Source organism: Ruegeria hyattellae (assembly GCF_041537925.1).
Taxonomy (GTDB): Bacteria; Pseudomonadota; Alphaproteobacteria; order Rhodobacterales; family Rhodobacteraceae; genus Ruegeria_C.
Genome location: NZ_JBGOSH010000002.1, coordinates 266,072 through 289,729, shown reverse-complemented (window position 1 = coordinate 289,729; position 23,658 = coordinate 266,072). Strand labels below are relative to the sequence as shown.

Annotated in this window: 28 protein-coding genes; 16 read left to right on the top strand and 12 right to left on the bottom strand. The window is 59.8% G+C overall.

The window, feature by feature from the left end:
* Positions 1-111 precede the first annotated feature (111 nt).
* Entirely contained in the window at positions 112-1,719 is a 1,608-nt protein-coding gene (locus AB1E33_RS05345; RefSeq protein WP_372576226.1) for a GMC family oxidoreductase, read from the bottom strand.
* Between the two features lie 127 nt (positions 1,720-1,846).
* Here AB1E33_RS05345 and AB1E33_RS05340 point away from each other — a divergent pair, with 127 nt between their 5' ends.
* The 4 genes from AB1E33_RS05340 (at position 1,847) to AB1E33_RS05325 (ending at position 6,022) form a co-directional block, all read left to right on the top strand.
* On the top strand, positions 1,847-3,079 hold the full coding sequence (locus AB1E33_RS05340) for a TRAP transporter substrate-binding protein (protein WP_372576225.1): 1,233 nt from the start codon (positions 1,847-1,849) through the stop codon (positions 3,077-3,079).
* Positions 3,080-3,172: 93 nt separating this feature from the next.
* A complete protein-coding gene (locus AB1E33_RS05335; RefSeq protein WP_372576224.1) occupies positions 3,173-3,841 on the top strand; it encodes a TRAP transporter small permease in 669 nt (222 codons plus the stop codon).
* Positions 3,842-3,851: 10 nt separating this feature from the next.
* The gene (locus AB1E33_RS05330) at positions 3,852-5,213 is read left to right on the top strand and encodes a TRAP transporter large permease (protein ID WP_372576223.1); all 1,362 of its coding nucleotides are present in this window, start codon (positions 3,852-3,854) and stop codon (positions 5,211-5,213) included.
* Between the two features lie 35 nt (positions 5,214-5,248).
* On the top strand, positions 5,249-6,022 hold the full coding sequence (locus tag AB1E33_RS05325) for an IclR family transcriptional regulator (protein WP_372576222.1): 774 nt from the start codon (positions 5,249-5,251) through the stop codon (positions 6,020-6,022).
* Positions 6,023-6,048: 26 nt separating this feature from the next.
* Here AB1E33_RS05325 and AB1E33_RS05320 read toward each other — a convergent pair whose 3' ends face one another.
* From AB1E33_RS05320 to AB1E33_RS05305, 4 genes are all read right to left on the bottom strand, one after another.
* Complete coding sequence (locus AB1E33_RS05320) at positions 6,049-7,317, bottom strand: FCSD flavin-binding domain-containing protein (RefSeq protein ID WP_372576221.1); 1,269 nt, start codon at positions 7,315-7,317, stop codon at positions 6,049-6,051.
* 25 nt (positions 7,318-7,342) lie between these two features.
* Complete coding sequence (locus AB1E33_RS05315) at positions 7,343-7,684, bottom strand: c-type cytochrome (protein WP_372576220.1); 342 nt, start codon at positions 7,682-7,684, stop codon at positions 7,343-7,345.
* Between the two features lie 77 nt (positions 7,685-7,761).
* Positions 7,762-8,091, bottom strand: coding sequence for a thiosulfate oxidation carrier complex protein SoxZ (gene soxZ / locus AB1E33_RS05310; protein WP_372576219.1), 330 nt, complete (start codon positions 8,089-8,091; stop codon positions 7,762-7,764).
* A 15-nt stretch (positions 8,092-8,106) separates the two neighbouring features.
* The gene (locus AB1E33_RS05305; protein ID WP_372576218.1) at positions 8,107-8,538 is read right to left on the bottom strand and encodes a thiosulfate oxidation carrier protein SoxY; all 432 of its coding nucleotides are present in this window, start codon (positions 8,536-8,538) and stop codon (positions 8,107-8,109) included.
* A 203-nt stretch (positions 8,539-8,741) separates the two neighbouring features.
* Here AB1E33_RS05305 and pedB point away from each other — a divergent pair, with 203 nt between their 5' ends.
* From pedB to pqqE, 9 genes are all read left to right on the top strand, one after another.
* Entirely contained in the window at positions 8,742-9,488 is a 747-nt protein-coding gene (gene pedB / locus AB1E33_RS05300) for a lanthanide ABC transporter ATP-binding protein PedB/LutE (protein ID WP_372576217.1), read from the top strand.
* The gene (gene pedC, locus AB1E33_RS05295; RefSeq protein WP_372576216.1) at positions 9,485-10,276 is read left to right on the top strand and encodes a lanthanide ABC transporter permease protein PedC; all 792 of its coding nucleotides are present in this window, start codon (positions 9,485-9,487) and stop codon (positions 10,274-10,276) included. The genes pedB and pedC overlap by 4 nt, the downstream gene beginning before the upstream one ends.
* Positions 10,277-10,281: 5 nt before the next feature.
* On the top strand, positions 10,282-11,886 hold the full coding sequence (locus AB1E33_RS05290) for a sensor histidine kinase (protein ID WP_372576215.1): 1,605 nt from the start codon (positions 10,282-10,284) through the stop codon (positions 11,884-11,886).
* A gap of 9 nt (positions 11,887-11,895) precedes the next feature.
* On the top strand, positions 11,896-12,579 hold the full coding sequence (locus tag AB1E33_RS05285) for a response regulator transcription factor (protein ID WP_372576214.1): 684 nt from the start codon (positions 11,896-11,898) through the stop codon (positions 12,577-12,579).
* 104 nt (positions 12,580-12,683) lie between these two features.
* On the top strand, positions 12,684-12,782 hold the full coding sequence (gene pqqA / locus AB1E33_RS05280; protein ID WP_372576213.1) for a pyrroloquinoline quinone precursor peptide PqqA: 99 nt from the start codon (positions 12,684-12,686) through the stop codon (positions 12,780-12,782).
* 25 nt (positions 12,783-12,807) lie between these two features.
* Positions 12,808-13,704, top strand: coding sequence for a pyrroloquinoline quinone biosynthesis protein PqqB (pqqB, locus tag AB1E33_RS05275; protein WP_372576212.1), 897 nt, complete (start codon positions 12,808-12,810; stop codon positions 13,702-13,704).
* Positions 13,701-14,462, top strand: a complete 762-nt coding sequence (gene pqqC, locus AB1E33_RS05270; protein ID WP_372576211.1) for a pyrroloquinoline-quinone synthase PqqC — start codon at positions 13,701-13,703, stop codon at positions 14,460-14,462. The genes pqqB and pqqC overlap by 4 nt, the downstream gene beginning before the upstream one ends.
* Positions 14,462-14,737, top strand: a complete 276-nt coding sequence (gene pqqD / locus AB1E33_RS05265) for a pyrroloquinoline quinone biosynthesis peptide chaperone PqqD (protein WP_372576619.1) — start codon at positions 14,462-14,464, stop codon at positions 14,735-14,737. Before pqqC ends, pqqD begins: the two co-directional genes overlap by 1 nt.
* Positions 14,734-15,843 carry a pyrroloquinoline quinone biosynthesis protein PqqE gene (gene pqqE, locus AB1E33_RS05260; RefSeq protein ID WP_372576210.1) on the top strand — a complete coding sequence of 370 codons (1,110 nt, stop codon included), beginning with the start codon at positions 14,734-14,736 and terminating at the stop codon, positions 15,841-15,843. Before pqqD ends, pqqE begins: the two co-directional genes overlap by 4 nt.
* 4 nt (positions 15,844-15,847) lie before the next feature.
* Here the strand turns inward: pqqE and AB1E33_RS05255 are convergent, their stop codons facing one another.
* Genes AB1E33_RS05255 through pedA1 form a run of 7 tightly spaced genes read right to left on the bottom strand, consistent with a single transcriptional unit; the run spans position 15,848 to position 21,083 of the window.
* A complete protein-coding gene (locus tag AB1E33_RS05255) occupies positions 15,848-16,444 on the bottom strand; it encodes an ABC transporter ATP-binding protein (RefSeq protein ID WP_372576209.1) in 597 nt (198 codons plus the stop codon).
* Complete coding sequence (locus AB1E33_RS05250; RefSeq protein WP_372576208.1) at positions 16,441-17,190, bottom strand: ABC transporter permease; 750 nt, start codon at positions 17,188-17,190, stop codon at positions 16,441-16,443. The genes AB1E33_RS05255 and AB1E33_RS05250 overlap by 4 nt, the downstream gene beginning before the upstream one ends.
* 6 nt (positions 17,191-17,196) lie before the next feature.
* Positions 17,197-18,162, bottom strand: a complete 966-nt coding sequence (locus AB1E33_RS05245) for an ABC transporter substrate-binding protein (protein ID WP_372576207.1) — start codon at positions 18,160-18,162, stop codon at positions 17,197-17,199.
* 26 nt (positions 18,163-18,188) lie between these two features.
* Complete coding sequence (locus AB1E33_RS05240; RefSeq protein ID WP_372576206.1) at positions 18,189-18,440, bottom strand: PepSY domain-containing protein; 252 nt, start codon at positions 18,438-18,440, stop codon at positions 18,189-18,191.
* Positions 18,441-18,454: 14 nt separating this feature from the next.
* A complete protein-coding gene (locus AB1E33_RS05235; protein ID WP_372576205.1) occupies positions 18,455-18,892 on the bottom strand; it encodes a cupredoxin domain-containing protein in 438 nt (145 codons plus the stop codon).
* 19 nt (positions 18,893-18,911) lie between these two features.
* The gene (locus AB1E33_RS05230; protein ID WP_372576204.1) at positions 18,912-19,883 is read right to left on the bottom strand and encodes a YVTN family beta-propeller repeat protein; all 972 of its coding nucleotides are present in this window, start codon (positions 19,881-19,883) and stop codon (positions 18,912-18,914) included.
* A gap of 12 nt (positions 19,884-19,895) precedes the next feature.
* A complete protein-coding gene (gene pedA1 / locus AB1E33_RS05225; protein WP_510762299.1) occupies positions 19,896-21,083 on the bottom strand; it encodes a lanthanide ABC transporter ABC transporter substrate-binding protein PedA1 in 1,188 nt (395 codons plus the stop codon).
* 286 nt (positions 21,084-21,369) lie between these two features.
* Here pedA1 and AB1E33_RS05220 point away from each other — a divergent pair, with 286 nt between their 5' ends.
* Genes AB1E33_RS05220 through AB1E33_RS05210 form a run of 3 tightly spaced genes read left to right on the top strand, consistent with a single transcriptional unit; the run spans position 21,370 to position 23,658 of the window.
* Positions 21,370-21,912, top strand: coding sequence for an SRPBCC family protein (locus AB1E33_RS05220; RefSeq protein WP_372576203.1), 543 nt, complete (start codon positions 21,370-21,372; stop codon positions 21,910-21,912).
* Positions 21,875-22,846, top strand: a complete 972-nt coding sequence (locus tag AB1E33_RS05215) for a YVTN family beta-propeller repeat protein (RefSeq protein ID WP_372576202.1) — start codon at positions 21,875-21,877, stop codon at positions 22,844-22,846. Before AB1E33_RS05220 ends, AB1E33_RS05215 begins: the two co-directional genes overlap by 38 nt.
* The gene (locus tag AB1E33_RS05210) at positions 22,843-23,658 is read left to right on the top strand and encodes a quinoprotein dehydrogenase-associated SoxYZ-like carrier (protein WP_372576201.1); all 816 of its coding nucleotides are present in this window, start codon (positions 22,843-22,845) and stop codon (positions 23,656-23,658) included. The genes AB1E33_RS05215 and AB1E33_RS05210 overlap by 4 nt, the downstream gene beginning before the upstream one ends.

Here is a 23,658-nt window from a genome sequence, read left to right as displayed (position 1 = left end):
GCAATGGGTCAATGAACAACCGCGTTTGCGCACGGAAAGCGCGAATGCGACTTGTCTGCACATCCCTCAGAGCGAACAGACGAGCCTGGCGTGGACTGAGTTTCAGACCGGTCAGGCCTGATCCTCAAGGATCAGATCGCTGGCCTTTTCGCCGATCATGATCGCCGGAGCATTGGTGTTGCCGCTGACGATCTCGGGCATGATCGAACAATCGGCCACACGCAATCCGCGAATGCCGTGGACCCGCAGCCGCGCATCCACCACCGTGTTCGGTCCCTGCCCCATCTTGCAGGTGCCAGTGGGGTGATAGATTGACGACGAGTTGCTGCGCGCCCAGTCCAGCGTGCCCTCGTAATCGTCGAGTTCCAGCTCCTTGGTTGGGCGAAACTCTTCCGAGATCTTGGACTTCAGCGGTGCTTCGCGCGCGATGGACCGGGCGATCTTGACCCCTTCGACAATGGTCCGGCAATCCAGATCGGTCGCCAGGTAGTTTGGGTGAATTTTCGGATAGGTTTGTGGGTCAGGACCATCCAGCACAATCTCGCCCCGGCTTTCGGGCCGTAGTTGGCAAACTGACATGGTGAAGGCGGAAAATGGATGCACCCCTTCGCCGGGGCTGTCAGCGGACCAGGGCTGCACATGGAACTGGATGTCGGGCGTATCCACATGCAGGCCGGTTTTCATGAACCCGACAGCAAGGCTTGCGGCCATGGTCATCGGCCCTGCCCGAAACAGCGCGTATTTCATCGCGATCTTGGCCTGATTGATCAGGCTGCGCACCTCGTCGTTGAGGGTCGGTTCATTGCATTTGAACACCAACCGCGCCTGCAGGTGGTCCTGCATGTTCTTGCCCACCGCCGGCAGATCGGCCACAACGTCGATGCCGTTCTCCTTCAGCTGCGCGGCATCACCAATGCCCGACAGCATCAGGATCTGTGGCGAGTTGATCGCACCAGAGGACAGCACGATCTCGCGCTTTGCCGTCACTTCACATTCCTGCCCTGACTTGTCGAGGTAACGGACGCCGGTAGCGCACCCCCCTTGGATGACGACGCGCTGAACCAATGCATTGGTGATGATCTGAAGGTTCGGGCGCTTACGGGCCGGGTTCAGAAACGCCACCGCCGAACTGCAGCGACGACCGTTGCGGGTGGTCAGCTGAAAATAGCCCACACCCTCTTGCGTGGCGCCATTGTAGTCCGAGTTGAACGGATAGCCCGCCGTTTGCGCCGCTGCGACCCAGGCGTCGCAGATCGGCCGCTGCAGGCGCATGTTCGACACTGACAACTCACCGTCCGTACCGTGAAATTCATCAGCGCCGCGCTCCTGATTCTCGGATCGTTTGAACAGCGGCAGGACATCTTCCCAGCCCCAGCCCTCATTGCCCATCTGACGCCAGCGGTCGTAATCCTCTTTCTGGCCGCGCACATAGAGCAACCCGTTCAGCGAGGATGACCCGCCCAACACTTTGCCGCGCGGCCAGTCGATTGCTCGACCGTTCAGCCCCTCATCCTTTTCGGTCCGGTAGCACCAGTCCACCGAAGGGTTGTGCATGGTTTTGAAATACCCGACCGGAACGTGAATCCACGGGTTCCAGTCGCGCGGGCCCGCCTCCAGCAGAATCACACGATTTGCCGGATCCTTGCTCAGACGATTCGCCAGGACGCAACCAGCGGAGCCCCCTCCAACCACGATGTAATCAGCTTGTTGTGTCTGCATTTTTTGGCCCTCCGCCAGATCGGAACTGGTCTCGTGCAAGTTTTCCTTGCGTCACCATCTTTAATATACTAAAAATGATACCACAAGTCTCAATAATGAGAATTCTGTACCACGGGAGGAAGAATCCATGAAAGTAGCTGACAAGCTCAGCAGAATATCGCGGCGGGACCTATTTAAGCTGTCAGGACAGTATGGCCTGTCTTCGACCCTGCTCGCTGCCGGGTCTCTGGGCGGGATCGCATCATTGCCATCGCTCGCTGCCGCTGCCGAGTCGACTTATGAAAAGCGATTCGCGAAAGAGGCCAAGCACACATTGAAATTCGGCGCATCTGGGTTTAATGCGCGCAACCTTCTGATCGAACGCGCCGGCGCGTTGGAATTTGCCCGCGATCTGGAATCGCGCACTGATGGTGAGATTAGGGTCGAATTCATTGGTGACAACCAGATTTGTGGCCAGTTGTCCTGTGTGGAAAAAACACAGAACGGCATCGTCGACATCTATGCTGCATCGACCCAGAACTCGGCCGGTGGCGCGCCATATCTGAACGTTCTCGACTATGCCTATGTGTTCCCGGGTCGGGCCTCGCAGTATCACTTCCTGTATAGCCCGGAATCGAACGCGATCCTGCGTGAACCGCTGGAGAAGCGTCACGGTCTGAAATTCCTGTTCAGCCATTGCGAATTGCGCGGGCTGCAGATGGGTCAGTCTTTTGCCGACAAACCCACGGTCACCAAGCTTGAAGAACTCTTCGGCACCAAGAACCGTGTGACGGGCACGCAGCTGGGCCGGATCGCGATGCAGCTGCTGCAACTGAACCCGGTTCCGGTGGCGTGGGAAGAAACGCTGGACGGCCTCAAGACCGGTCTTATCGATGGCGCGGAGACATGGGCGTCTGCAGTGGCCTATGCCAACATGGCGCCGGTCGTGACGCAGTCGGTCGACCTGAAGTTCTTTTGCGGGACCGAACACACCTCGATGTCGGCCAAGGTGTTCGATAGCCTGGATGGGCACCTGCAGGATGCGGTTCTGGAATCCTCCTATCTGGCTCAAGTTCACGTGCAGGCGGCAAACGAGGCCGCGCTGGTCAAGACGGTCGGTTTCTCGGATCCGCAACTGCCGGACACGATCTTTGCCGAAAATGATGTACGCAACGCGTTCCTTTCGGACGAGCAGATCAAGCTGGCCGAGGAAATGTGCTCGCCCGAATATCAGCCCGAGCCATGGGAACAGTGGCGCGAGCGGATCAACAAGTGGGCCGGCGGCATCGATACCTATACCGAGCTGCATCGCATCGCCCGCGAAGTGCCTGCCGACATGAAGCCAGAAAATGTCGAACCGCGCCGTTGGTGGAAAGCCTAAACATTCAAGTCAGGCGGCGGGTTCGTCCCGCCGCCGATTAAATACCGCACACTCACACATACGCTAACGTCGGTCTCAGGGAGGAGACAGATCATGACGACTATTGTCAGCGATATCTCGGAGATCTTCAGCGCGGTTCTATCCAATGACGCGTGGATGATCAGTGAATCACTCAAGACCAACGCGGCTTGGGTGGTCGGCGCGTTTGCCACATTATTGGGTGGGGCGTTCTTTTTATTGCTCTACAAGTATATTCCCTGGGTCGAGCGAAACCTGGAATCAACCGTGATGGTGTCGACCTACCTGCTGATAGGCGTCATCATCTTTGTTGAGGTATTCCGACGGTTTATCCTGAATGTACAGGCGCCATGGTCGACGACCCTGCCGCCTTTCCTGTTCCTGATCATGACTTGGGCTGGATGTGCCTATAACGTCAAACTCAGGACCCATCTGGCCTTCGCCGAGTTTCGCACCAACATGCCTAGGACGCTGCAATTTCTGTGCCTGTCCCTGGATGCGGTGCTGTGGATCGGGTTTTCATGGATCGTTGTCGTCACCTCGACACAGGTTGCAGCGAATTCGGCGGCAAATTTCCAGATCCTGCTGGGCACCGACAACGTGCTGCAATGGTGGTTCCTCGTCTCGGTGCCGCTCAGCTTCATCCTGATCGCGGCGCGGTCAATGGAGAATTGGCTCACTGATCTGAATAACCTGAAGACGGGCGCACCACTGATCGCTCCAGTCGCCATCGGCGCGGATTGAGGAGAAGACCATGACTGATGGAAACTGGGTTACATTGATTTCGCTAGCGGTCACCTTCCTGTTCATGCTGGGTGTGCCGGTCTTTCTGGTGATCGGATATTGGGTGATCGGGATGAGCTTTGTGCTCGGCCTGCCGCTGATCAACACAGGCTCTGCCCTTGCGGATGTGTTCACCGACGGGTTCGCCCTGTTGGCAATGCCGCTCTTCATTCTGACCGGTGACCTGATCAACCGCTCAGGGATCGCCCGCAGGCTCAGCGATTTCGCCTATTCCTGTCTCGGCTGGCTGCGAGGTGGTCTGGCCATGGCCAGCCTGGGAGCCTGCGGTCTGTTCGCGGCGATCTCGGGCTCGAACTCGGCCACAACGGCCACCATCGGGTCGATGCTGCATCCCGAGATGGTCAAAGGCGGCTACGATGAACGCTTTTCGGCGGCGACCGCCGCTGCGGGTGGCACGGTCGGGATCATCATCCCACCCTCGATCATCTTCATCGTCTATGGTTTCCTGTTGAACCTGCCCATTTCCGAGCTCTTCGTGGCGGGCATCATCCCCGGTGCGTTGATGGTGGGCGGCATGATGCTGGTGGCTTTCGTGATCTGTACTCGCAATGGCTGGGGTCATCTGATCCGGCTGCAATTTGGGCGCGTGTTCAAGACCGCGGTCGGCGCCTGGCTGGGTTTCTTCGCCATCGGGCTGGTGCTCTGGGGTATCTATACCGGCAAGTTCTCTCCAACCGAGGCGGCCGGTGTCACCGTGGGCTTCTGCATCATCGTGGGTTTTTTCAGCCTGCCGATCTACAAGCTGATGGGCTCTCCTTCGGAGGATCGCGATTTCAGTGAGCGCAGCATCACGGAATACCTGGTAGTCAAGGGCTTCGGTCCGCTGGAGTTGCCCTCGATCACCATGCGTTCTGCACAGATCGCGGGCATTCTTGCACCGCTGATCGCAGTCTCGGTGGTGATGCAGCAGATCCTATCGGTTCTGGGTGCTCAGCAGTTCATCGGTGATTTCGTCCGCAGCATGGGCGGCTACTACGCGGTGCTGTTCACCTCAATGGCGATCGTGTTTGTCGCGGGCATGGTGCTGGAAAGCCTGCCGGTAACGATCATCCTCGCCCCTATTCTGGCGCCCATCGCGCATTCCGTGGGGGTCGAGCCGGTGCAGTTCGGAGTGATCTTCCTGGTTGGCGCGTCGATCGGCTTTATCACGCCGCCTTATGGCCTGAACCTCTATGTCGCATCGGGGGTGACGGGCGTTCCTTATTTCCGCCTGTTGCGCTACACGATTCCCTATCTGTTCGCCCTTCTGTCGGTCTGGATCATCGTGGCGCTGGTACCTGCCCTATCGACGATCCTGATCCCGTCGGGCTAAGACGAGGTATGTGACATAAACAAGTGGATGGTATTTTGGATACTGGCGATAAAGAAGCGGCAATTCCCACCAACCTGCGACTGCTGATGGCGCTTGAAGCCATGGCCGAGGCGGGGGTTCCCGTAACACCGACCGAGGTGAATCAGCGCCTCGGCCTGCCAAAGCCCACGATCCACCGGCTCTTTACCACGCTGGAACAAGAGGGCTTCATCCAACGCGAAATCGACGGCCGGGGGTATTCCCCCGGCCTTCGTTTGCGCAAGATGTCCACCGGCATCCTGTCGTCGCTGCGGATCAGGACCGCGCGACTGGCCATTCTCAACCAGTTGGCCGATGAAATCGGCGAGACCTGCAACATCGCGATCCCCGACCGCGATGCGATGGTCTATCTCGACCGGGTCGAGACCAAATGGCCGCTGCGCATCCAGCTTCCGGTGGGCACGCGTGTGCCGTTCTATTGCACTGCCAGCGGCAAGATGTATCTCAGCAGCCTCGACCGCAGGCATCTGCGCAGTTATGCCATGTCCGCCGATCTCGAGCCCAGAACCGCGACGACCCAGTCGGACCCTGAAGCACTGATCGCCGAAGCCATTGAGATCCGCGACCGGGGCTATTCCACTGACAATGGCGAGTTCATGGAGGGCATGATCGCCATCGCCGTGCCTATCCATGAAGGAAATGGCAGACTGGTCTCGACATTGTCTTTCCACGCACCGGAACCAAGGCTCAGCCTGACCGATGCCGTCGCGCATGTCGAAAAGCTGAAAGCGGCGGCGGTGAAGCTGACCAGCCTGCTTGCGGAAGATTGATTAATTTGTTCTGTCCGATCAATTGCCTAACCGAACATGTCGGCGGTGATGGCGTCATACCAGCTTTCGGATTCCTCGAATGTTGACTTGCGGATGCTGATGGTCTCGCCTGTCTGGCTGATGAAGCCGTCCACGCGGGAGATCTTTTCCTCGGTCGGCTCATAGGACGCGCCCACCTTCACCCCGTCATTTTCGGCAATTAGGGACCAGCATGTATTGGCGTATTTGGCCGGGTAAACCCGTGATCCTGTCAATGCACCACGAACCGCGTTGGCGCACACCTTGGCTTGCGAGTTGGCCGAAAAGCCTGATTTTGGCATATCGCCCTGCTGGCTAGCATCACCCAGTACATAGATATCGGGATCGGCTTTCGAGGACATGTCTGTCGCGCTGACCGGGGCCCAGTTGCCATCGGTCACGCCCGCCAATTCCGCGATCCGCCCCGCCTTCATCGCCGGGATCACGTTGCAGGCGTCAACTTTGGTCTCTTCGCCGTCAATTATCAGCACCATGCGGTCGGGATCGACCGAGACCACGCCGCCCCCGAAATCTTCACCGATCCAGTCGATCATGCCGGGATAGTGATTGGCCCAACCCTCCTCGAACAATGCCATTTTCGAGAATTTGGGTTTTGGATCGGCGATGATGATCTTGGCGGCAGGATTCGACGCTTTCAGAACATGAGCCACCATCGAGACCCTCTCATACGGCCCCGGCGGGCAACGATACGGGTTCGGCGGGGCGACCATGGCATAGATGCCGCCTTCGGGCATCGCCGCAATCTGCGCCTTGAGCAGTTCCGATTGCGATCCCGCTTTGTAGGCATGAGGCATCTTGTTTTGAGCGGAGACATCCCAGCCTGTTACCGAACCCTCAACGAAATCAATGCCCGGTGCGAGGATCAACTTGTCAAAGGGCAGTACGGCCCCACCCGCGAGGGTGACGGTCTTGGCCGCGCCATCCACGCCCACCGCCCAGTCATGAACCACGTTGATCCCATGATTGGCAGCAAGTGTGCCATAGGTGTGGCCGATATCGTCGATCGTCCTAAAGCCGCCCAGATAGAGATTGGAAAAGAAGCAGCTGAAATAGGTGCGCGATGGCTCGACCAATGTCACGTCAATCGCGCCGTCACTGTCTTTGGCAATGTAGCGCGCCGCCGTTGCACCGCCTGCGCCGCCGCCGATCACCAGAACCCGTGGTTTTCCGCTGCCCTCGGCCAGCACATATGGCGCTGACAGTGCGCCTGTCGCAGCCGCGCTCGCGCCCAGAAAAGTTCTGCGATTCAGTGCCATGCTGTTTCCTCCCGCATAGTCCCCCTCAGTCGAGGGTATTGAAATAGGCGGCCAGCGCCGCGATTTCTTCTGCGCTCAGGCGCCCCGCCAGCATTTGCATAATGGGATGCACCCGCCGGTTCTGTTTATAGGCGTGCAGGGCCACCACGATATCCTCGGTGTCGCGGCCTGCGATCCTGGGAATGCCGCCCCCTGCATTTCGTGCGCTGTGGCAAGTCACACATTCCCCCGACAGGTATTCACCCCAGGCGACATCGCCCTCGATTGCTAGGATCTCCGGCGGCACCTCCGGTGCGTCCTCTGCCAACGCCATGGAAATCGGCAAGGCAACCGCAACAGCTATGATGGCAAATCCCTGTCTGGACATCCCCGTTCCACAGCAAACCTGCGCCCACTGTCCCCAATTAGCTGCGCGATCTGAACCCACACCTTGGTCGCGCTCCCTCAGATCACCGAGATGGCCCGGCTGTCGGTATAGATCGCGCCATCATCGTCATGCCAAGCAAAGGAAAAAACTCCGGGTCCCGGCACGCGGGCCTGAAACTCGAAAAACGGATTGGTCGAGATGCCGGGCCCGATCTCAAGATCGACAACGGTCTCACCCTCGAATGTGCAATGAAACCGATGAATGATGGCGCGCGGGATCGGGGCGCCCTGCGCATCCAGCCGCTGTCCGGATTCCATCCGATGCGTGATCAGTGTTTTGATCGTGACAACCTCGCCTGCCCGAACCTCCTTGGGCAGTTTGACCCGTGTTTTCACGCCAGCCGCCATGTTCACCTCCTCTGATCAGGCGCAGCCGCCGACAACAACCGATACTGCCCGCGCGACCTGTCCGACGGACCCGTCCGGCTTGCGAGCCAACACCAGAACATCCTGGGTCTGGGCCAAACGCATCCGGGTGGACAGTTTCTGCGACCCTGCCAGCGGCCCAAAGCGCACTTTCAGAACCGCCAGGACCGGGTTGCCCGGCGCGATCAGCATGGCCTCTTCGGCTTGGGGTGCATCGATTGCAACCGGCACTCGGTAGCCATCCTCTGCCACATCCGGCAAGATCAGCGACACGCCGCCCTCTGCAATCGGTGTGCCATCGGTAAAGGCAGCAATGACCTTGTCCAACGTCGCATCCTGCTGCACAGCAAGAAGCTGTTGCGCGCGCGCTGGTACGGTCAGAGCAACCAGTGCCCCGACACTCACCCGCATCGCATCGCGTCGCCGCATTGTGATGGCCGTTCCTCCGATACCGGGATCCTCCGATCTTCGCTCTTGGCCACAGTCTAACCGGCCCCTTGCAAGAGCAAGGCATAACAAATCGGTGAATGTCCGTATACTTAAGTCGCGGCCTCGTCACGCGCTGCGCGGTTGAGAAACCGGGGCCAAGCGGGCAAGCTGACCGAAATCTGGATACTCCGGTGGAGCAAATCGTGCCTGACACGCAAACTGCGGACGAGACAAAACAGGGCCTTACGGTGTGTGATCTGAGCTTTCGCTACGGGTCCAAGACGGCACTGGACGCGATCTCGTTCGAGGTGGCACCGGGCCGGTTCTGCGCGCTGCTCGGGCCAAATGGGGCGGGCAAATCCACGCTGGTGGCGCTGCTGACCCATCTTCTTGTTGCGCCTGAGGGTGATATTCGCATCGCCGGGCATGACCTGCGCCAGCATCCCAGACGCGCGCTGGCTGATCTTGGTGTGGTATTTCAGCAGCCGACGCTCGACCTGAGCCTAACAGTGCGACAGAACATGGCCTATTTCGCGGCCTTGCATGGCCTGCCGCGTCGGCAGACACAGGCACGCATCGATGCCGCGCTTGACCGGTTGGGCATGGGTGAACGGGCAGGCGAAAAGGTCAGGGCATTGAATGGCGGGCATCGAAGGCGGATGGAACTGGCCCGCGCGCTGCTGCATGAGCCCAAGGTTCTGCTGCTGGACGAGCCCACCGTTGGGCTTGATGCCGCTGCCCGCCAGTCGATCACCGACCATGTGCATGATCTGGCCAATCAGGGGCTCTGTGTGCTCTGGGCGACCCATCTGACCGACGAAGTCCGCGACGCCGATCAAATGCTTGTCCTGCATCGTGGCCAGATCCTGGCCACAGGTCAAACCGGCGATCTTCGGGGCGATAGGACCCTGTCTGACTGGTTCCTCACGCAAACCGAGGTGCCCACATGAACGGGTTCTGGGGTGCCGCCCGCGCGATCATGGGTCGCGAGTTTCTGCGCTTCATTCATCAGCGCGAGCGGTTTATCGCGGCCCTTGTGCGACCGATGGTGTGGCTGCTGATCTTTGCCGCAGGTTTTCGCGCCGCACTTGGCCTGTCGATCATCCCGCCCTACCAGACCTACATTACTTACGAGACCTATATCGTGCCGGGCCTTTGCGCGATGGTGTTGCTGTTCAACGGCATGCAAAGTTCGCTCAGCCTTGTCTATGACCGCGAGATGGGCTCGATGCGCCTGCTGCTGACCAGCCCATTTCCGCGCTGGTGGCTGCTCTTTTGCCGCTTGTTGGGCTCAACTGCGATCTCGATCCTGCAGGTCTATACCTTTCTGGCGTTGGCGGGGTTCTTCGGCATCACCATGCCGCCGCTTGGCTATGTGACGGTGCTGCCCGGGCTGGTCCTGGGCGGGCTGATGCTGGGCGCATTAGGCCTGGTTTTATCGAGCTTCATCAAGCAGTTGGAGAACTTCGCGGGCGTGATGAACTTTGTCATCTTCCCGATGTTCTTTCTGTCCTCGGCGCTTTACCCACTATGGAAAATGGCTGAAAGCTCGCCGCTCCTGCGCGATATCTGCGCGCTGAACCCGTTCACCCATGTGGTCGAGCTGATCCGTTTCCTGCTTTATCTGCAGATCAACTGGATCGCGCTTTTATGGGTCGTGATCTGGACAATCCTTCTCTGTGCCGCCGCCGTCTGGGGCTATGATCCCGCACGCGGGTTGATGAAGCGGAAGACCTGAGCGCGATGAAGGGCGATGGTTCAGAAACACCCAGGCGTACCGTTTCGCTGAAAGTCCGGCTGGGGCTCGGCGCGGTGGTCCTGGGTTTTGGGACGCTGCTTATCGCCGCCATTCTCTATCTTGGCATGCAGACCGTCGCCAGCCGGTTGGAGACTGCTCTGGCCTCTGAAACACGGATGGCGCGATATGCGGCCCTGTCGACGCAGGCAGCGACATTTCTGGTTATCGCAACCGAGTCGATACAAACCGACCAGCCACCAGACATCCGCACCGATCGACTGGCCTCCATCAGTGACCGGATACGCGCCACGTTCGGGCGGCTACGCGAGGATGTTGAACATGCCGTTGCGGCAGTCAGAACGCTCGGCCTCGACGAGCAGTCCCGATATGGCACGCAATCTCTGGGTCTGGCGCGGATGGAGGCTTTGCTGGACAATACCCTGCGCGGGCTTGCCAGCGATGAGACTGACCGCGCGCGCCTGCGGGCCCATATTGATGCCTTTGCTTCGGGCTTCGATCCGCTGCTCAGCCAGGCGGTCAATACCGAAATGCTGTTCCGCAACACGATCCTGTCGGGGATCGAAGAGCTGCGCCGCACACTGACTTGGGCTGCGCTGGGATTTGCTGGCTTGGCGGTTCTGACCACCAGCTGGTTCTATTTCGGCTTGATCCGCCCGCAATTCAGGCGGCTGGACCGACTGCACGACGCAGCCCTTCAGATCGGACAGGCCGATTTTGCAATCGCGCTGCCAACATCACGGAACGATGAGATCGGGCGGCTGTATCATGAAACAAACCGCATGGCGGGGGCGCTGTTGGACCGGCAGTCACAAGTAGAGGCAGAGTGGGCGCGATTGAACGAAACTATCGCGCAACGCACCGAGGAGCTGCGCGCTGCCAATAAGACGCTTGCCGAGATTGATGAAAACCGCCGCCGCTTCTTTGCCGATGTTAGCCACGAACTGCGCACACCGCTCACGGTGATCATGATGGAAGCGCAGATCGGTCGGCAGGACGCCCAGAACGCCTCGGACGCGTTTGCCACTATCGAGAGCAGCGCCGCCAAACTGAACCGACGGATCGACGACCTGCTCCGGGTGGCGAGATCTGATAGCGGGCAATTGGCACTGGAACCCGAGACCGTGGCGCTGCATGATCTGATCCGTGTAGTTACCGAAGAGGTGCAGGCCGAGGTCGACAATGCGGGCATGCGGCTGACAGTTGAGGACATTCCCAATATCACAATGCACTGCGACCCCAACTGGATCCGGCAGGTTCTGGCCAGTCTGATCCGAAATGCAATTCGCCATGCACGCGATGGCGTCGAGATCGCCCTGACCGCGCAGCGAAGCGAAGGCATAGTTGAGATATCGCTCACCGATAATGGCCCCGGTATTCCAGCCACCGATCAGGGCCCGATCTTTGACCGTTTTGTTCAAGGCGGTGGCGGAAATACCCAAGGCTTTGGCGTCGGACTTGCGCTGACTCGCTGGGTGATCGAGGCACATGAGGGCCAAATCACGCTGACCAGCCCGGTGCCGCGTGCCCTGGCTTTGGGCCGCGCAGCCGGGACAAATGTCGCCCTTCGCTTCCCCATTGCAGAGGCCTAGAGTGCGGATATGACAGCCCGGTTGCTAATCATCGATGACGACCCAAAGATCACCTCGGCGCTGGTGCGGGGCCTGACGCTGCATGGCTACTCGGCCGAGGCGGAAAACCGGGCAGACAAGGCGCTGGAACGGTTGCGACGTGAAGAATTTGCCGGAGCCATCGTGGATGTGATGCTGGGGGCCGATAGCGGGATTGAACTGGTCAGGGCGGCGCGGGCCAGTGGTGTTGTGCTGCCCATCCTTATGCTCTCGGCGCTCTCTGATGTGCATGATCGCGCCGCAGGATTGGAGGCGGGTGCAGACGACTATGTCGTCAAACCCTTCAGTTTCGACGAGCTGGTCGCGCGGCTGAGGGTGCAAGAACAGCGCGCCCTAACACAGCGGCCCGAACCGGCGCGCCTTGTGACGGAGTCCAGAACCGTCAGCACGGGCGATGTTAGCGTCACGCTCACCGAACGGGAGTTTGCGTTGTTGGCGCTCTTGACCAGCAAAGCCGGGCAACCAATCCCTAGAGGCGATATCTTTGACACGCTCTGGCTGGGCGAGGGCTCAAGTAACGAAAATGTTGTCGATGTCTATATCGGTTACCTGCGCAAGAAGCTCTCAGCAGACGATTTCGGGTTTGAAATCAAAACGCTGCGCAACAAGGGATTCTACCTTGAAGGCCGCGCCCCGGTTCACGACGCCGACTGAATGTAGACCAAAGTCTAAGCCGCTCTTATAAATTAAGATTCGCGTGAACACCCGATAGCTGCCAGTCTGATCGAGAAATTTATGTCAGTCAGGAGGAAACACAAATGGCATGGACTAAGCCGGTAATCCGCGAAATCGAGTGCGGAATGGAAATCAACATGTATGGCCCCGACAGCGACGAAGAGCGCGAAGGTCTGATCTGATCGCAGTTTCGGCGCCAAGTCTGACATGACCTTGCGCGCACGCATCCTTGGGGCCGCCGCCGGTGGTGGATTGCCCCAATGGAATTGCGGTTGCGACAATTGCAAATTGGCGCGCAGCGGAAAAATTCCGTCTCAGACGCAGTCTTCTCTGGCGGTATCCGCGGACGGCCTGAGCTGGGCCGTCTTGAACGCGTCTCCGGATATTCGTGTCCAATTGTCGGATGCCCCATCTCTCTTTCCATCTGGTCTGCGAGAACTTCCCCTGTCCTCGGTTCTTGTCACCAATGGTGATATCGACCATGTGGCGGGGCTGTTGACGCTCAGAGAGATGCAGGCCTTCAAGCTGTTCGCGACAGCAGGCATCCATGAGGTGCTGGCCCAGAACCCGATTTTCGAAGCTTTGAACAGTACGGTTGTAGATCGGGTCTCAATTGCTCTTGACCAGCCGTTTGAGTTGGTGCCCGGTCTGACCGCAACCCTGTTTCCGGTTCCGGGCAAAGTTCCGCTTTATCTGGAAGGCGAGACCGTGCAGACCGATATGATCGGCGAACAGACGGTCGGTGTGGCGCTGCAATCACTGGACAGTGTTGCCTACTACATCCCCGGATGTGCCGCTCTGACGCCGCACTTGCGGGACCGTCTTGAGGGGGCGGAACTGCTCTTTTTCGACGGCACGCTCTGGACAGATGACGAGATGGTACGCGCCGGGTTGAGCCAGAAGACCGGTAAGCGAATGGGTCATATGTCGATGGACGGCCCTGACGGATCAATCGCCGCCTTTGCGGATATCGATATCGCGCGGAAGGTCTTTGTTCACATGAACAACACCAACCCAGTCCTGCGACCCGACAGCGACGAAGGAGCACGGGCGCGTGACGCCGGATGGACCATCGGGCAGGACGGAATGGAGATCACGCTATGACCCAAGCCCAGCCTCTGAGCCGTGACGCATTCGAGGCCCTGCTGCGCCAGATCGGCGCAGAACGCTATCACGACCTGCACCCGTTCCATCACCGGCTGCATGGCGGCGGTTGCACACCTAACGAGGTCCGCGCCTGGGTCATCAATCGCTATTACTATCAACACTCCATCCCGATGAAGGACGCGGCCTTCATGTCACGGGTCGAAGACCCGGCGCTGCGCCGTCAGTGGCGCTCGCGCATCGAAGATCACGACGGCACCGCCGAAAACGAGGGTGGCATCCGGCGTTGGCTGCGTCTGGCCGAGGCGGTGGGTCTTGATCCCGACTATGTCGCCTCCTGCGAAGGCGTGCTGCCGGCGACAAAATTCGCCGTCGACGCCTATGTCCGCTTTGTGCGGGAAAAGACCCTGCTCGAAGCGGTGGCCGCCTCGCTGACCGAACTTTTTGCCCCCAAGATCCACGCCAACCGCATCGAAGGCTTGCTGCAGCATTACGACTTCGCCGATGACAGCTCGCTTTCCTATTTCAGGACCCGATTGAAAGAAGCGCCCAAGGACGTGGCCTTTGGATTGGCCTGGGTGCTGGACCATGCCGACACCACCGAGAAACAGGAGGCCGCCGCAAAGGCGCTGATCTTCAAGACCGATATTCTTTGGTCACAGCTCGATGCGCTTTGGGGGGCCTATGTGGAACCCGCGCGAATCCCGCCGGGTGCATGGCAGCCGGGGACCGGGTTGCTAATGAGGCAGGCCTCGTGATGCTGGTGCAAGAGGTTCCCGCCCTGCCCCGTGGCGTGAGGTTGCATTACGACAAGGTGCGCGAGAAATGGGTCCTGCTGGCGCCGGAACGCGCCGTGACGCTTGACCAGATCGGGCATGCGATCCTAAGTGAAGTGGACGGCGCGCGCAGTTTTGGCCAGATCACCCGCGCCCTCTCCGAGAAATTTGAAGCCCCTGCCGACCAGATCGCTGAGGACAGCTCCGGCTTCCTTGATGCCCTGCGCAACCGGCGGTTTCTGGACGTGACTACATGACGGAAGTTGCCCCTCCGATTGCGATGCTGGCCGAGCTGACCCATCGCTGTCCTCTATCCTGCCCTTACTGTTCCAACCCGATTGAAATGGCCCGCCAAGACGCCGAGTTGGACACAGATACATGGGTCCGTGTGTTCTACGAGGCCGCAGCGCTAGGGGTCTTGCAACTGCATTTGTCGGGAGGAGAACCTGCCGCGCGCCGCGATCTTGTGGCGCTGGTTCAGGCGGCGAGGGATGCCGAACTCTATACCAATCTGATTACCTCCGCCATTGGTCTGACCGAACGAAGACTAGCTGAGCTGGACGCGGCGGGGCTCGATCACGTGCAACTGTCCTTGCAGGGGACGGATGCTGAAATGGCCGACCGCGTAGGCGGCTATCGCGGCGGCTTCAAACGCAAGATGCAGACGGTTGAATGGATCAACCGGATCGGCTTTCCGCTGACCCTGAATTTCGTGCTGCACCGCCACAACGCTCATCAATTGGAGCGCGCGTTGGAGATGGCGCTGGAGATGGGCGCGCGGCGGATCGAAGTGGCAACCGTGCAATTCCACGGTTGGGCGTTAAAAAACCGCGACGCGCTGATGCCGACCCGCGCGCAGGCCCGCGAGGTTACCCGACAGGTCGAGGCCGCCCGCAAGACCCACAAGGGCACGCTGGTCATCGACTATGTTCCGGCGGATTATCACGACGACTATCCCAAACGCTGCATGGGCGGCTGGGGCACGACCGGGTTGAACGTGACCCCGGACGGGCAGGTTCTGCCGTGTCACGCAGCGCAATCCATCCCGCATCTGCGCTTTGATCGGGTGCAGGACAAACCTCTGGCCGAGATTTGGCATAGCAGCTCGGCCTTCAACGCCTATCGCGGTACCGACTGGATGGCTGAACCGTGCCGCAGTTGCGAGCGCAAAACGGTGGATTTCGGCGGTTGCCGGTGTCAGGCAATGGCGATCGTGGGCGATCCCAGCGCGACCGACCCGGTCTGCATCAAATCCCCACACCACAAGGCGCTACAGGCGCAGGCCGATGACCATGCTGCCCAAGGCGATGCTCCCTTTGTTCACCGAACCGCACCAGGCGCGGCGCGCGAACCCGCAGAATAAAACCCTACCCCAGAACCGCGCCCTCCGGTCCTGCGTTCAGACAGAGAATCCGGTCCGCCAGCCGCTCGGCCTCGGCTTGGGCATGGGTCACAAACAGTGTGGCCGGGCGGTGCCGCGCGATCAGGTTTTCGGTCAGAGACAGCATGGATTCAGCCGTGCCCTTGTCGAGCGAGACGAAGGGCTCATCCATGATCAGCAGCTCTGGCTGCCCCGCAAAGGCGCGTGCCAGTGACAACCGGCGTTGCTGGCCAAGCGAAAGCTGACCGGGAAAAAGCGCCTCTTTCCCCGCCAGTCCGACCCGGTCGAGCGCGGCGAGGGCGTCGCTCCGGCTGAGATTGGGATGAACGAGCAATAGATTGTCGAGCGTGGCGCGCCAGGGCAGCAGCGTGGGTTCCTGAAACACGATAGCCTGCCGGTCAGGTCGCGCGATCTGCCCTTCATACTCTGGGTCGATTCCGGCAATTAGACGCAGCAGCGTTGTTTTGCCAATCCCCGACGGGCCGACAAGCGCCACGGTCTCACCTGCGGCGATCTCAAACGCAACGTGGCCCAGTACTGGCGTCTGGCCAAACCGCTTGGCATGTATGTCCACGCTGATCATGCACGCCTCCATCGGCGCGCATGACGTTCCCAGGGCTGCAGGATCAACCACTCGATCAGCAACATCACGCAGATGAACGACAAGGCGTAGACCAGCACCATCGCGACATCAAAGAGCTGGAAATAGAGGTGTATCTGAAATCCAACGCCCGAGGATCGCCCGAGGAACTCGACCACCAGAACGATCTTCCAGATCAACGACAGACCGGATCGTGAAGCCGCAGCGATGAACGGGGCCAGTTGCGGCGCTATCACATGGCGCGCCCGCACCCACGAGGACAGCCGATAGACCTTTGCCATCGCATCCAGATCCGGGTCCAGTGCCCTGCCACCTTCGCGCAGGATGGTGGCCACATTGGGCACCTTGTTGAGGGTAACAGCGGTGATCGCCGCAGCTTCGGTCAACCCGATCCAGAGATAACAAAGCACGATCAGCACAAGCGCGGGCAGGTTTAGAAAGACCACTAGCCAGGGATCGAGCCATTGATTCACCCGCTCCGACCGGCCCATGGCCAGACCGGTCAGGGTGCCAAGCGTCATGGCAAGGACAAAGGCCCAGGCCACGCGGATCAGCGTCGCGCCCAGATTGTGCTGCAACTCGCCCGAGGCCAATTCCTGTCCGAACCTTGGGACAAGGTCCCAGGGCGGCGGCAGGATTTGCGCATCATCTGTCAGCAGCGCGGCAACAATCCAGAGTGACAGCAATCCCGCGATCGACAAGACAGGCGTGAGGCGCGAGTCCTGCATGCGCCCCTATTCCACGGTCGCAAACAGGCCCGTTGGCACAGATGTCGCGTCACCCACAAGATCGGGACCTCCCAATTCGGCCATCAGCGCCAGCATCTTGTCCGCAGCTGCCTGATCCACCGGTCCGCGTGACGGGATGCCCGCGATCCAGTCCGAGCGCAGTTGTTCGAACTGCGCATCAGTCTTGGCGTTCATCCGGGGGCGGATGGCCTCCCATGCCTCTGGTGAGTTGGCCAGCAACTCCTTGGCCTCGCGGCTGGCGTCAAAAAAGCTCTGGGCGAGGTCGGGATGATCGTTCAGGAAAATGTCCTTGAAGTAATAGCCCAATAGCGGAGTCTCCGCGTCCAGCCCAAGCGCGGCGCCCGCTTGCTCGACCGAGATCAGCTCCTTCATACCCGAGGCTTTCATCTTGGCCAGAAAGTGCCAGAAATTGATCGCCCCGGCATATTCGCCACCTTGCGCCGATTTGAAGATCAGTGGTGGCGCGCCAAAGACCTGTTCGGTGTCGGCCTTCAGATCCATTCCATATTCCTGCGCCGCATAGGCCCGTAGGATCAGCCAGGACTTGTCCAGCGGTCCGCCCGCAATGCCGATCTTGCCGCCGGCAAGGTCCCGCAGGTTGGTCGCGGGGCTGTCGCCGGGCACCACTACCCCACCAACCGCCTTGGAATAAGGGATGAATACATAGCCTTTGCCCGCCGATCTCTGCCGTGCGACCCAGATCCAGTCAGCCACGGCCATGTCGGCCTCACCACCCTCGACCGCAATACGGGTCGCACCATTATCGGCAAACGGTTGAACCTCAAGCGTGAAGCCGTGTTTTTTGTCCAGCCCGTTTTCGATGATCGTCGCCAGTTCCCAATTCACCGTCCCGATCTTCAGAACGGCGGCGCGGATCACCGGGTCACTTTGCCCGGCCACTGCCCCGGCCCAAAAGGCCAGAGCGGTGCAAAGGGCGATGAAGGTTTTCATAATGTCGACCCTGTTTCAGATTGCGCTTACTCTGCCCGTCGGCTCACCTCGTTGAGGTCCTTGTCCAGCTTGATGTCGAACTGATCGCCGCCCTTGCAGATGACATCATCCAGATCATAGCCACCCTCTTCGATCTCGATGTCATCGGGGTCCATCTGGCATTCGATCGAGGCAAGATAGGCCTCGATCTTGCCAACGGTTTCCGCATCCGGGCCGTCGCTTGCCAGAGTCGGAGACCCAACAAGGGCGGCAGTTGCCAGAACAATGATCTTTTTCATGATCTTCCCTTTCGTCATTGAATGCTGATGGTCACGCTTTGCGACGCGCCGGTTGAACCCGGAATGCGGATCTCATGGCGGCCGGGCTTGATCGCGATGAAGGATAGTTCCGCCACGCCGGCCTTGTCGAACTCGATACTGTCCACGGCCATTGGGCGAATTTCGATCTTGTTGATGACGATCTCGTTCATCCAGATCGCGCGGAAAAACGACGGGCCTTCAATGGCCAGTTCGGCCGAGCCGTCTGCCGTGATCTCAAGCTTGTAGTAGGCGCCTGACTCCAGCACCGCGTCTTCGCCCAGCGGCTGGCCCGAGGCCAGCGTCAGCTTGATCGACTCACCGCGGTTGCATTTGGCCAGCAGCCCGGCAAAGCCCAGATCGTCGCAAAGCGGCGCTGCTGCCACCGGTCCGCCAAGCATTGCGGCCAGCGCCGCGATCAACAGTCTCTTCATCGCTCTCTCTCCCGGTATATCATTCAATGGTCACCACGCCCCACGGCTGCTGGCCCACCTGCACCGATCTGATCGCCTTTTCGGCCGCCACATCGATCACGGTAATGTCGTTGGAATTGCCGTTAGTCGTCAGCAGGTATTTCTCATCCGGCGTGAAATCGAGCTGCCAGACCCGTTGCCCGACGAGGATATAGTCCAGCACCTCAAGGCTTTGCGCATCCACCACCGCTACCCGATTGGCCGGACCCAAAGCCACGAAAAGCCGCTTGCCGTCCGAGGTCACCTTGGCGCCCACGGGCTGCAGCCACTCAGGCTGCACGCCCGGCACCTCAAAGCTGATCTTACCTGCGACCGTGGGGGCGCCCGCATCGTCGATATCCATCGCTGTAACTGTGCCACCAATCTCGGACGTCACGAACAGACGCGAGCCGTCGGCGGTGTATTGGGCATAGCGGGGGCGCTGGTCGACCAGCACATTGTGTTTAATTTCGTAATCCTCGGTCGAGATGAAATGCGCCATATTTGTCGTCTCGGACGTGTTGACCACAAACTTCGCATCGGGGCTGATGCCCATACCCTCAGGCTCAACGCCCACCGGCACTTCGGCCAGAATTGTGCGGGTTTCGGTATCGGTTACCGTGACCAGATTGTCGTCTTCATTGGCGATGTATAGCCGATTGCCGGAGGGTTCGATCACGAACAACTCGGGGTCGGGACCCGAGGGTAGGCTGGGTAGTTCCTCATAAGTCGAGGTGTCAAAGACCTTCACGATATTGTCGTCAGAGGCGCAGACATAGAGCTTGGTTCCATCCGGGCTGACGGTGATCCCGCGCGGTCGGTTGCCACCGGGAAACTCGGTGATCACCTCCCATGTATCGGTATCGACTACGGTGATTGTGTTGCCGCGCTCGTTCGAGACAAAGGCTTTGCCCGCAAAGACCGGGCCAGTGATCAGCGCGGCCAGAGCGGAGGACAGGAACAGGAATTTCATACGCATCTCCACTTATTCAAAAGCCGTGCATTGGGACTCCGGGCGATCAAGGCCCATCGTGTCCAGCGGCGAAACTTGGTGCAGGAACCCTTCCTGGGGGCTGACGCTGACCGTGATCATCCCATCATAGAGCAGGATCGGTTGGCGCAACTGCCCGTTCCAGTCGCGAAAAGTCACCTTCTGGCCCTTGAAAGCCGCCAGTTCGAACGCATCCGACAGGGTGTAATCGCGCACGCCCTCGGGCTCGGCGGTGTTGGCGCGGATGACCGCCTCGCCGATCACGCGCAGGGCCAGCCAGACGTCGTAGTCTTCGGGCTGCACATAGCGCCCGGTCAGTTCCTCAAAGCGCGTCTGGTACTGCGTCGCGCCCCAGGCCTCATGCGCGCCGTGAAACGAGATGGGGCGCAGACCGCCTGCCCCCATGACCGGGCGCGGATCCCACAGGTGATAGGACAGGTAGCGGGCGAAGTAATCGCTTTCATCAGCGGCAATCACGACGTCGTGGTCGTCGGCATCCTGAGTATCCAGCGGCAATTGACGCTGCACCAGTACGTGACCTGAATCGGTCCGCCGCGATCCGCCGGTATCCTCAAACGTGCGGTCTTCGGTGATTTCTGCGCCAAACTTGGTGGCCGCCCGCCGGAACGCATCGGCCAGCGCGACATCATCAGGGTTCGATCCTGCGACCAAAAACCAGTCGCCCCATTTCTTCCAGACCGCAAACTGCGCCACAGCATCAGCATTCATTGCTCGCGACGGGGTGACATGCAGCAGATTGCGCCGGCATTGATCGTCGCGCAGCGCTATCTCGGGGGCCTGCGCGTTGAAGACCAACGCACCGACCTCGGCCGCTTTGTCCGACAGCCGCAACAGATCCTCGGCATTTGACAAAACAACGATCAACCGGGTGCCATCCGCCAATATCCGCTCCAGCGCCACGTCTGCCTCTTCCGGTGGCACGGCGATATGGGTGGTCTCGTATGTGTGGCCAAGAAAGCTGCCGGTGGTGCCATTGTCCTCATCTGCCAGCATCGCCCCGGCAAAGCCAAGATCCGCCGGTCGCAAGTCATAGCGCGAGATCGGCAGCAGTGTCGGGTAGTCGATCCGAAGCACAGCGGCTTTGACGTCGATTGCGGCGGCAGCGGCAACTGACGCACACCAAAACAGAACCGCAAAAAGCGGCATCAGGCGGTTGTGCACTATCTCCTCCCGTAGCCCGCTCGGAGGTTTGCGGGCTCTTCTTTCATGAGCGAAAGGCGCTCTGAAACGGAACCTATACTTTTGGCCGTGTTGTAAATGGAAGCGTAGCAGCTTCATGATTAAGCTCGATTCTTATTTTTTAAGAATGTGCTTATGCAACTGATCTTGCTTCTGTTTCTCGCGGCACCACTGGTCATCCGGACAAAGTGGCCTATCGGCGCGCCTATGCAAGTCATGGCGTCAGCCACCGTTCGAGCGGCCCAATCATCTTCAGGGAGGAGATAGAATGAAACGACGGACATTCCTTTCAGTGACCGGGCTTGCCCTGATCCCTGCAATAAGCTGGGCGCACGGACCCACCCGGCAAAAGGTCACCCTGACGACCGAGGTCGCGGCCAGCCCCGAAGAGGTCTGGGAGGGGATCGGAAACTTTCAGGACATGTCCTGGCACCCGGCGGTGTTTGCGACCAATGGCGAGGGCGGCAACGAGATCGATGCGACGCGGATTCTGACGCTCGGGCAGGAGGGCGGGCCCATCATTGCCGAAATCCTCTACAAACATAGCCCCGAGAAGATGAGCTATTCCTATCGCATCACCGAGGTTGCAGTCGAGGTACTGCCGGTGACGAACTATTCCTCGCACCTGACGGTCAAGCCCCGCGACGGTGGTGGCTCGATCATCGAATGGCGCGGGGCGTTTTATCGCGGCTATCCCAACAATGAACCGCCAGAGAACCTGAATGACGAAGCCGCGGTTGCGGCTGTTACCGGCGTCTACCAGGCCGGCCTGGATGCGCTTGCGGATCGATTTGGTGCGGCCGGTTCCTGACACCGCGCTTGGCTTGCTGATGTGTCTCGCACCGGTTTCGGTTGCGGGAGACATCGCTTTTGTGACCTGCCAAAACAGCGATGAGTTGAGCGTGATCGACCTTGAACGCGCCGCCGAGGTAGATCGCATCGCCCTGCCCGGCCAACCTGCCGGTGTGGCGGTTGGTGCAGCGGGAGATGTCTTTACCGTCTCGCCCGGCAGCAAGACGATCCGCCGCCTGTCGACGCAATCGCATGAGGTCCTTGCTGAGACCCAACTTGATGGCGGACCAACCGGGATCGCGCTGGACCCGCCGCACGGGCGGCTCTTTGTGTCGGACTGGTACAATGCCCGGCTCTGGGTTCTGGGCAGTGAAACGCTTGAGGTTCTCGGTGAGGTGCCGACGGGTGCCGCCCCTGCGGGTATTGCGATATCGGACGACGGGCGTTTTGTGGCATCCGCCGACAAGGATGCCGATCAGGTTTCGGTCTTTGACGCCACAACCTTTGAGCCGCTGCGCCAAATCACGGTCGGAACCCGCCCCTTTGGCCTGAACTTTGCCCCGGATGGTTTGCTCTTTGTGGGCAATGTGGGCAGCAACGATGTCAGCGTCCTGGATGTGGCAACGGGCAAGACCCGCGCCACGATCCCGGTCGGTGAACGTCCCTATGGGGTGGGTTTTGCGGCAGGGCGCGCCTTTGTGACCGATCAATATGCCAACACAGTAAGCGTCATTGATCTGGAGACGCTGACCCGTGAAGCAACCATAGGCGTGGGCGAATACCCCGAAGGCATCGATGTGACGCTCGACGGGCAATCGGTCGTGGTGGCCAACTGGTTCGACAACTCCGTCAGCGTGATAGACCCAAATGGGCTGTCTGTGCTAAACACGATAAACACCTGCGATGGGCCCAGGGCCTTTGGCAGGTTTCTTCTGGGAGGAGGAAATCAATGATAAAAACGGGCCTTATCGCCGCGATATTATGTGTCACGGCACTGCCTGTCATCGCCTCGAACGACGCCTGGGACAATATCCGAACCCAGCTTTTCGGGGATCGGGCGATGTTGAACGGGGAGGACGTGATAGCCATCGACGCGCCCTATCGGACGCCGGACGATGCGCGCGCAGAACTTGCCGCCCAGATCATTGCGCCCAGGGGCCTCCGGGTCGGCAAAGTCACGCTGGTGCTGGATGAAAACCCGATGCCGGTTTCGGCGGTGTTCGAGCTGGATGAGCCGCAGGTCAGTTTCTATTTCGACGTGACGATGCGGGTGAACGGCCCAACGCCGATGCATGTGATTGCCGAAACCACTGATGGGCGGCTTTGGGTGTCCGAGGCCTTTGTCAAAACCTCGGGCCTTGGCGCGTGTTCCGCCCCTCCGGGCGGCGACCCCGAGATGGCGCTGGCCTCACTGGGACAGATGGATGTTGAAATGGTCGGCAGCGCTCCAGCGCTCAGCACGATGGGCAAATTGTCGAACCTGACGGCACGGGCGAACAAGATGGATGTGGACATCTCGCACCCCTCGCATTCAGGCATGCAGATGGATCAGATCTCGCTGCTGTTCATCCCGATGCGCTATGTCGAGTCGGTGGATATCGATCTGGATGGTGCTGGCTATATCGAGATGACCGGCTCGATCTCGCTGTCAGAAAACCCGCGGGTCGGCATCTCGGTACCCAGCCGGTCGCAATCGGTAGATGTCACGATGACCGATACAGACGGAACGGTCAGCCATCTGCACAAGAAACTCGCCGGATTTTGA

Bases quoted from the DNA above. Each gene is read 5' to 3' on its own strand.
- pqqD (WP_372576619.1), top strand. From the start codon at position 14,462: ATGCTGGTGCAAGAGGTTCCCGCCCTGCCCCGTGGCGTGAGGTTGCAT.
- AB1E33_RS05230 (WP_372576204.1), bottom strand. From the start codon at position 19,883: ATGAAATTCCTGTTCCTGTCCTCCGCTCTGGCCGCGCTGATCACTGGC.
- AB1E33_RS05215 (WP_372576202.1), top strand. From the start codon at position 21,875: ATGCGCTTGCGGATCGATTTGGTGCGGCCGGTTCCTGACACCGCGCTT.
- pqqC (WP_372576211.1), top strand. From the start codon at position 13,701: ATGACCCAAGCCCAGCCTCTGAGCCGTGACGCATTCGAGGCCCTGCTG.
- AB1E33_RS05235 (WP_372576205.1), bottom strand. From the start codon at position 18,892: ATGAAGAGACTGTTGATCGCGGCGCTGGCCGCAATGCTTGGCGGACCG.
- AB1E33_RS05315 (WP_372576220.1), bottom strand. From the start codon at position 7,684: ATGTCCAGACAGGGATTTGCCATCATAGCTGTTGCGGTTGCCTTGCCG.
- AB1E33_RS05220 (WP_372576203.1), top strand. From the start codon at position 21,370: ATGAAACGACGGACATTCCTTTCAGTGACCGGGCTTGCCCTGATCCCT.
- pqqB (WP_372576212.1), top strand. From the start codon at position 12,808: ATGACCTTGCGCGCACGCATCCTTGGGGCCGCCGCCGGTGGTGGATTG.
- pqqE (WP_372576210.1), top strand. From the start codon at position 14,734: ATGACGGAAGTTGCCCCTCCGATTGCGATGCTGGCCGAGCTGACCCAT.
- AB1E33_RS05340 (WP_372576225.1), top strand. From the start codon at position 1,847: ATGAAAGTAGCTGACAAGCTCAGCAGAATATCGCGGCGGGACCTATTT.
- soxZ (WP_372576219.1), bottom strand. From the start codon at position 8,091: ATGGCGGCTGGCGTGAAAACACGGGTCAAACTGCCCAAGGAGGTTCGG.
- AB1E33_RS05305 (WP_372576218.1), bottom strand. From the start codon at position 8,538: ATGCGGCGACGCGATGCGATGCGGGTGAGTGTCGGGGCACTGGTTGCT.
- AB1E33_RS05255 (WP_372576209.1), bottom strand. From the start codon at position 16,444: ATGATCAGCGTGGACATACATGCCAAGCGGTTTGGCCAGACGCCAGTA.
- AB1E33_RS05320 (WP_372576221.1), bottom strand. From the start codon at position 7,317: ATGGCACTGAATCGCAGAACTTTTCTGGGCGCGAGCGCGGCTGCGACA.
- AB1E33_RS05245 (WP_372576207.1), bottom strand. From the start codon at position 18,162: ATGAAAACCTTCATCGCCCTTTGCACCGCTCTGGCCTTTTGGGCCGGG.
- AB1E33_RS05335 (WP_372576224.1), top strand. From the start codon at position 3,173: ATGACGACTATTGTCAGCGATATCTCGGAGATCTTCAGCGCGGTTCTA.
- AB1E33_RS05290 (WP_372576215.1), top strand. From the start codon at position 10,282: ATGAAGGGCGATGGTTCAGAAACACCCAGGCGTACCGTTTCGCTGAAA.
- AB1E33_RS05250 (WP_372576208.1), bottom strand. From the start codon at position 17,190: ATGCAGGACTCGCGCCTCACGCCTGTCTTGTCGATCGCGGGATTGCTG.
- AB1E33_RS05285 (WP_372576214.1), top strand. From the start codon at position 11,896: ATGACAGCCCGGTTGCTAATCATCGATGACGACCCAAAGATCACCTCG.
- AB1E33_RS05240 (WP_372576206.1), bottom strand. From the start codon at position 18,440: ATGAAAAAGATCATTGTTCTGGCAACTGCCGCCCTTGTTGGGTCTCCG.
- pqqA (WP_372576213.1), top strand. From the start codon at position 12,684: ATGGCATGGACTAAGCCGGTAATCCGCGAAATCGAGTGCGGAATGGAA.
- AB1E33_RS05210 (WP_372576201.1), top strand. From the start codon at position 22,843: ATGATAAAAACGGGCCTTATCGCCGCGATATTATGTGTCACGGCACTG.
- AB1E33_RS05345 (WP_372576226.1), bottom strand. From the start codon at position 1,719: ATGCAGACACAACAAGCTGATTACATCGTGGTTGGAGGGGGCTCCGCT.
- AB1E33_RS05330 (WP_372576223.1), top strand. From the start codon at position 3,852: ATGACTGATGGAAACTGGGTTACATTGATTTCGCTAGCGGTCACCTTC.
- pedC (WP_372576216.1), top strand. From the start codon at position 9,485: ATGAACGGGTTCTGGGGTGCCGCCCGCGCGATCATGGGTCGCGAGTTT.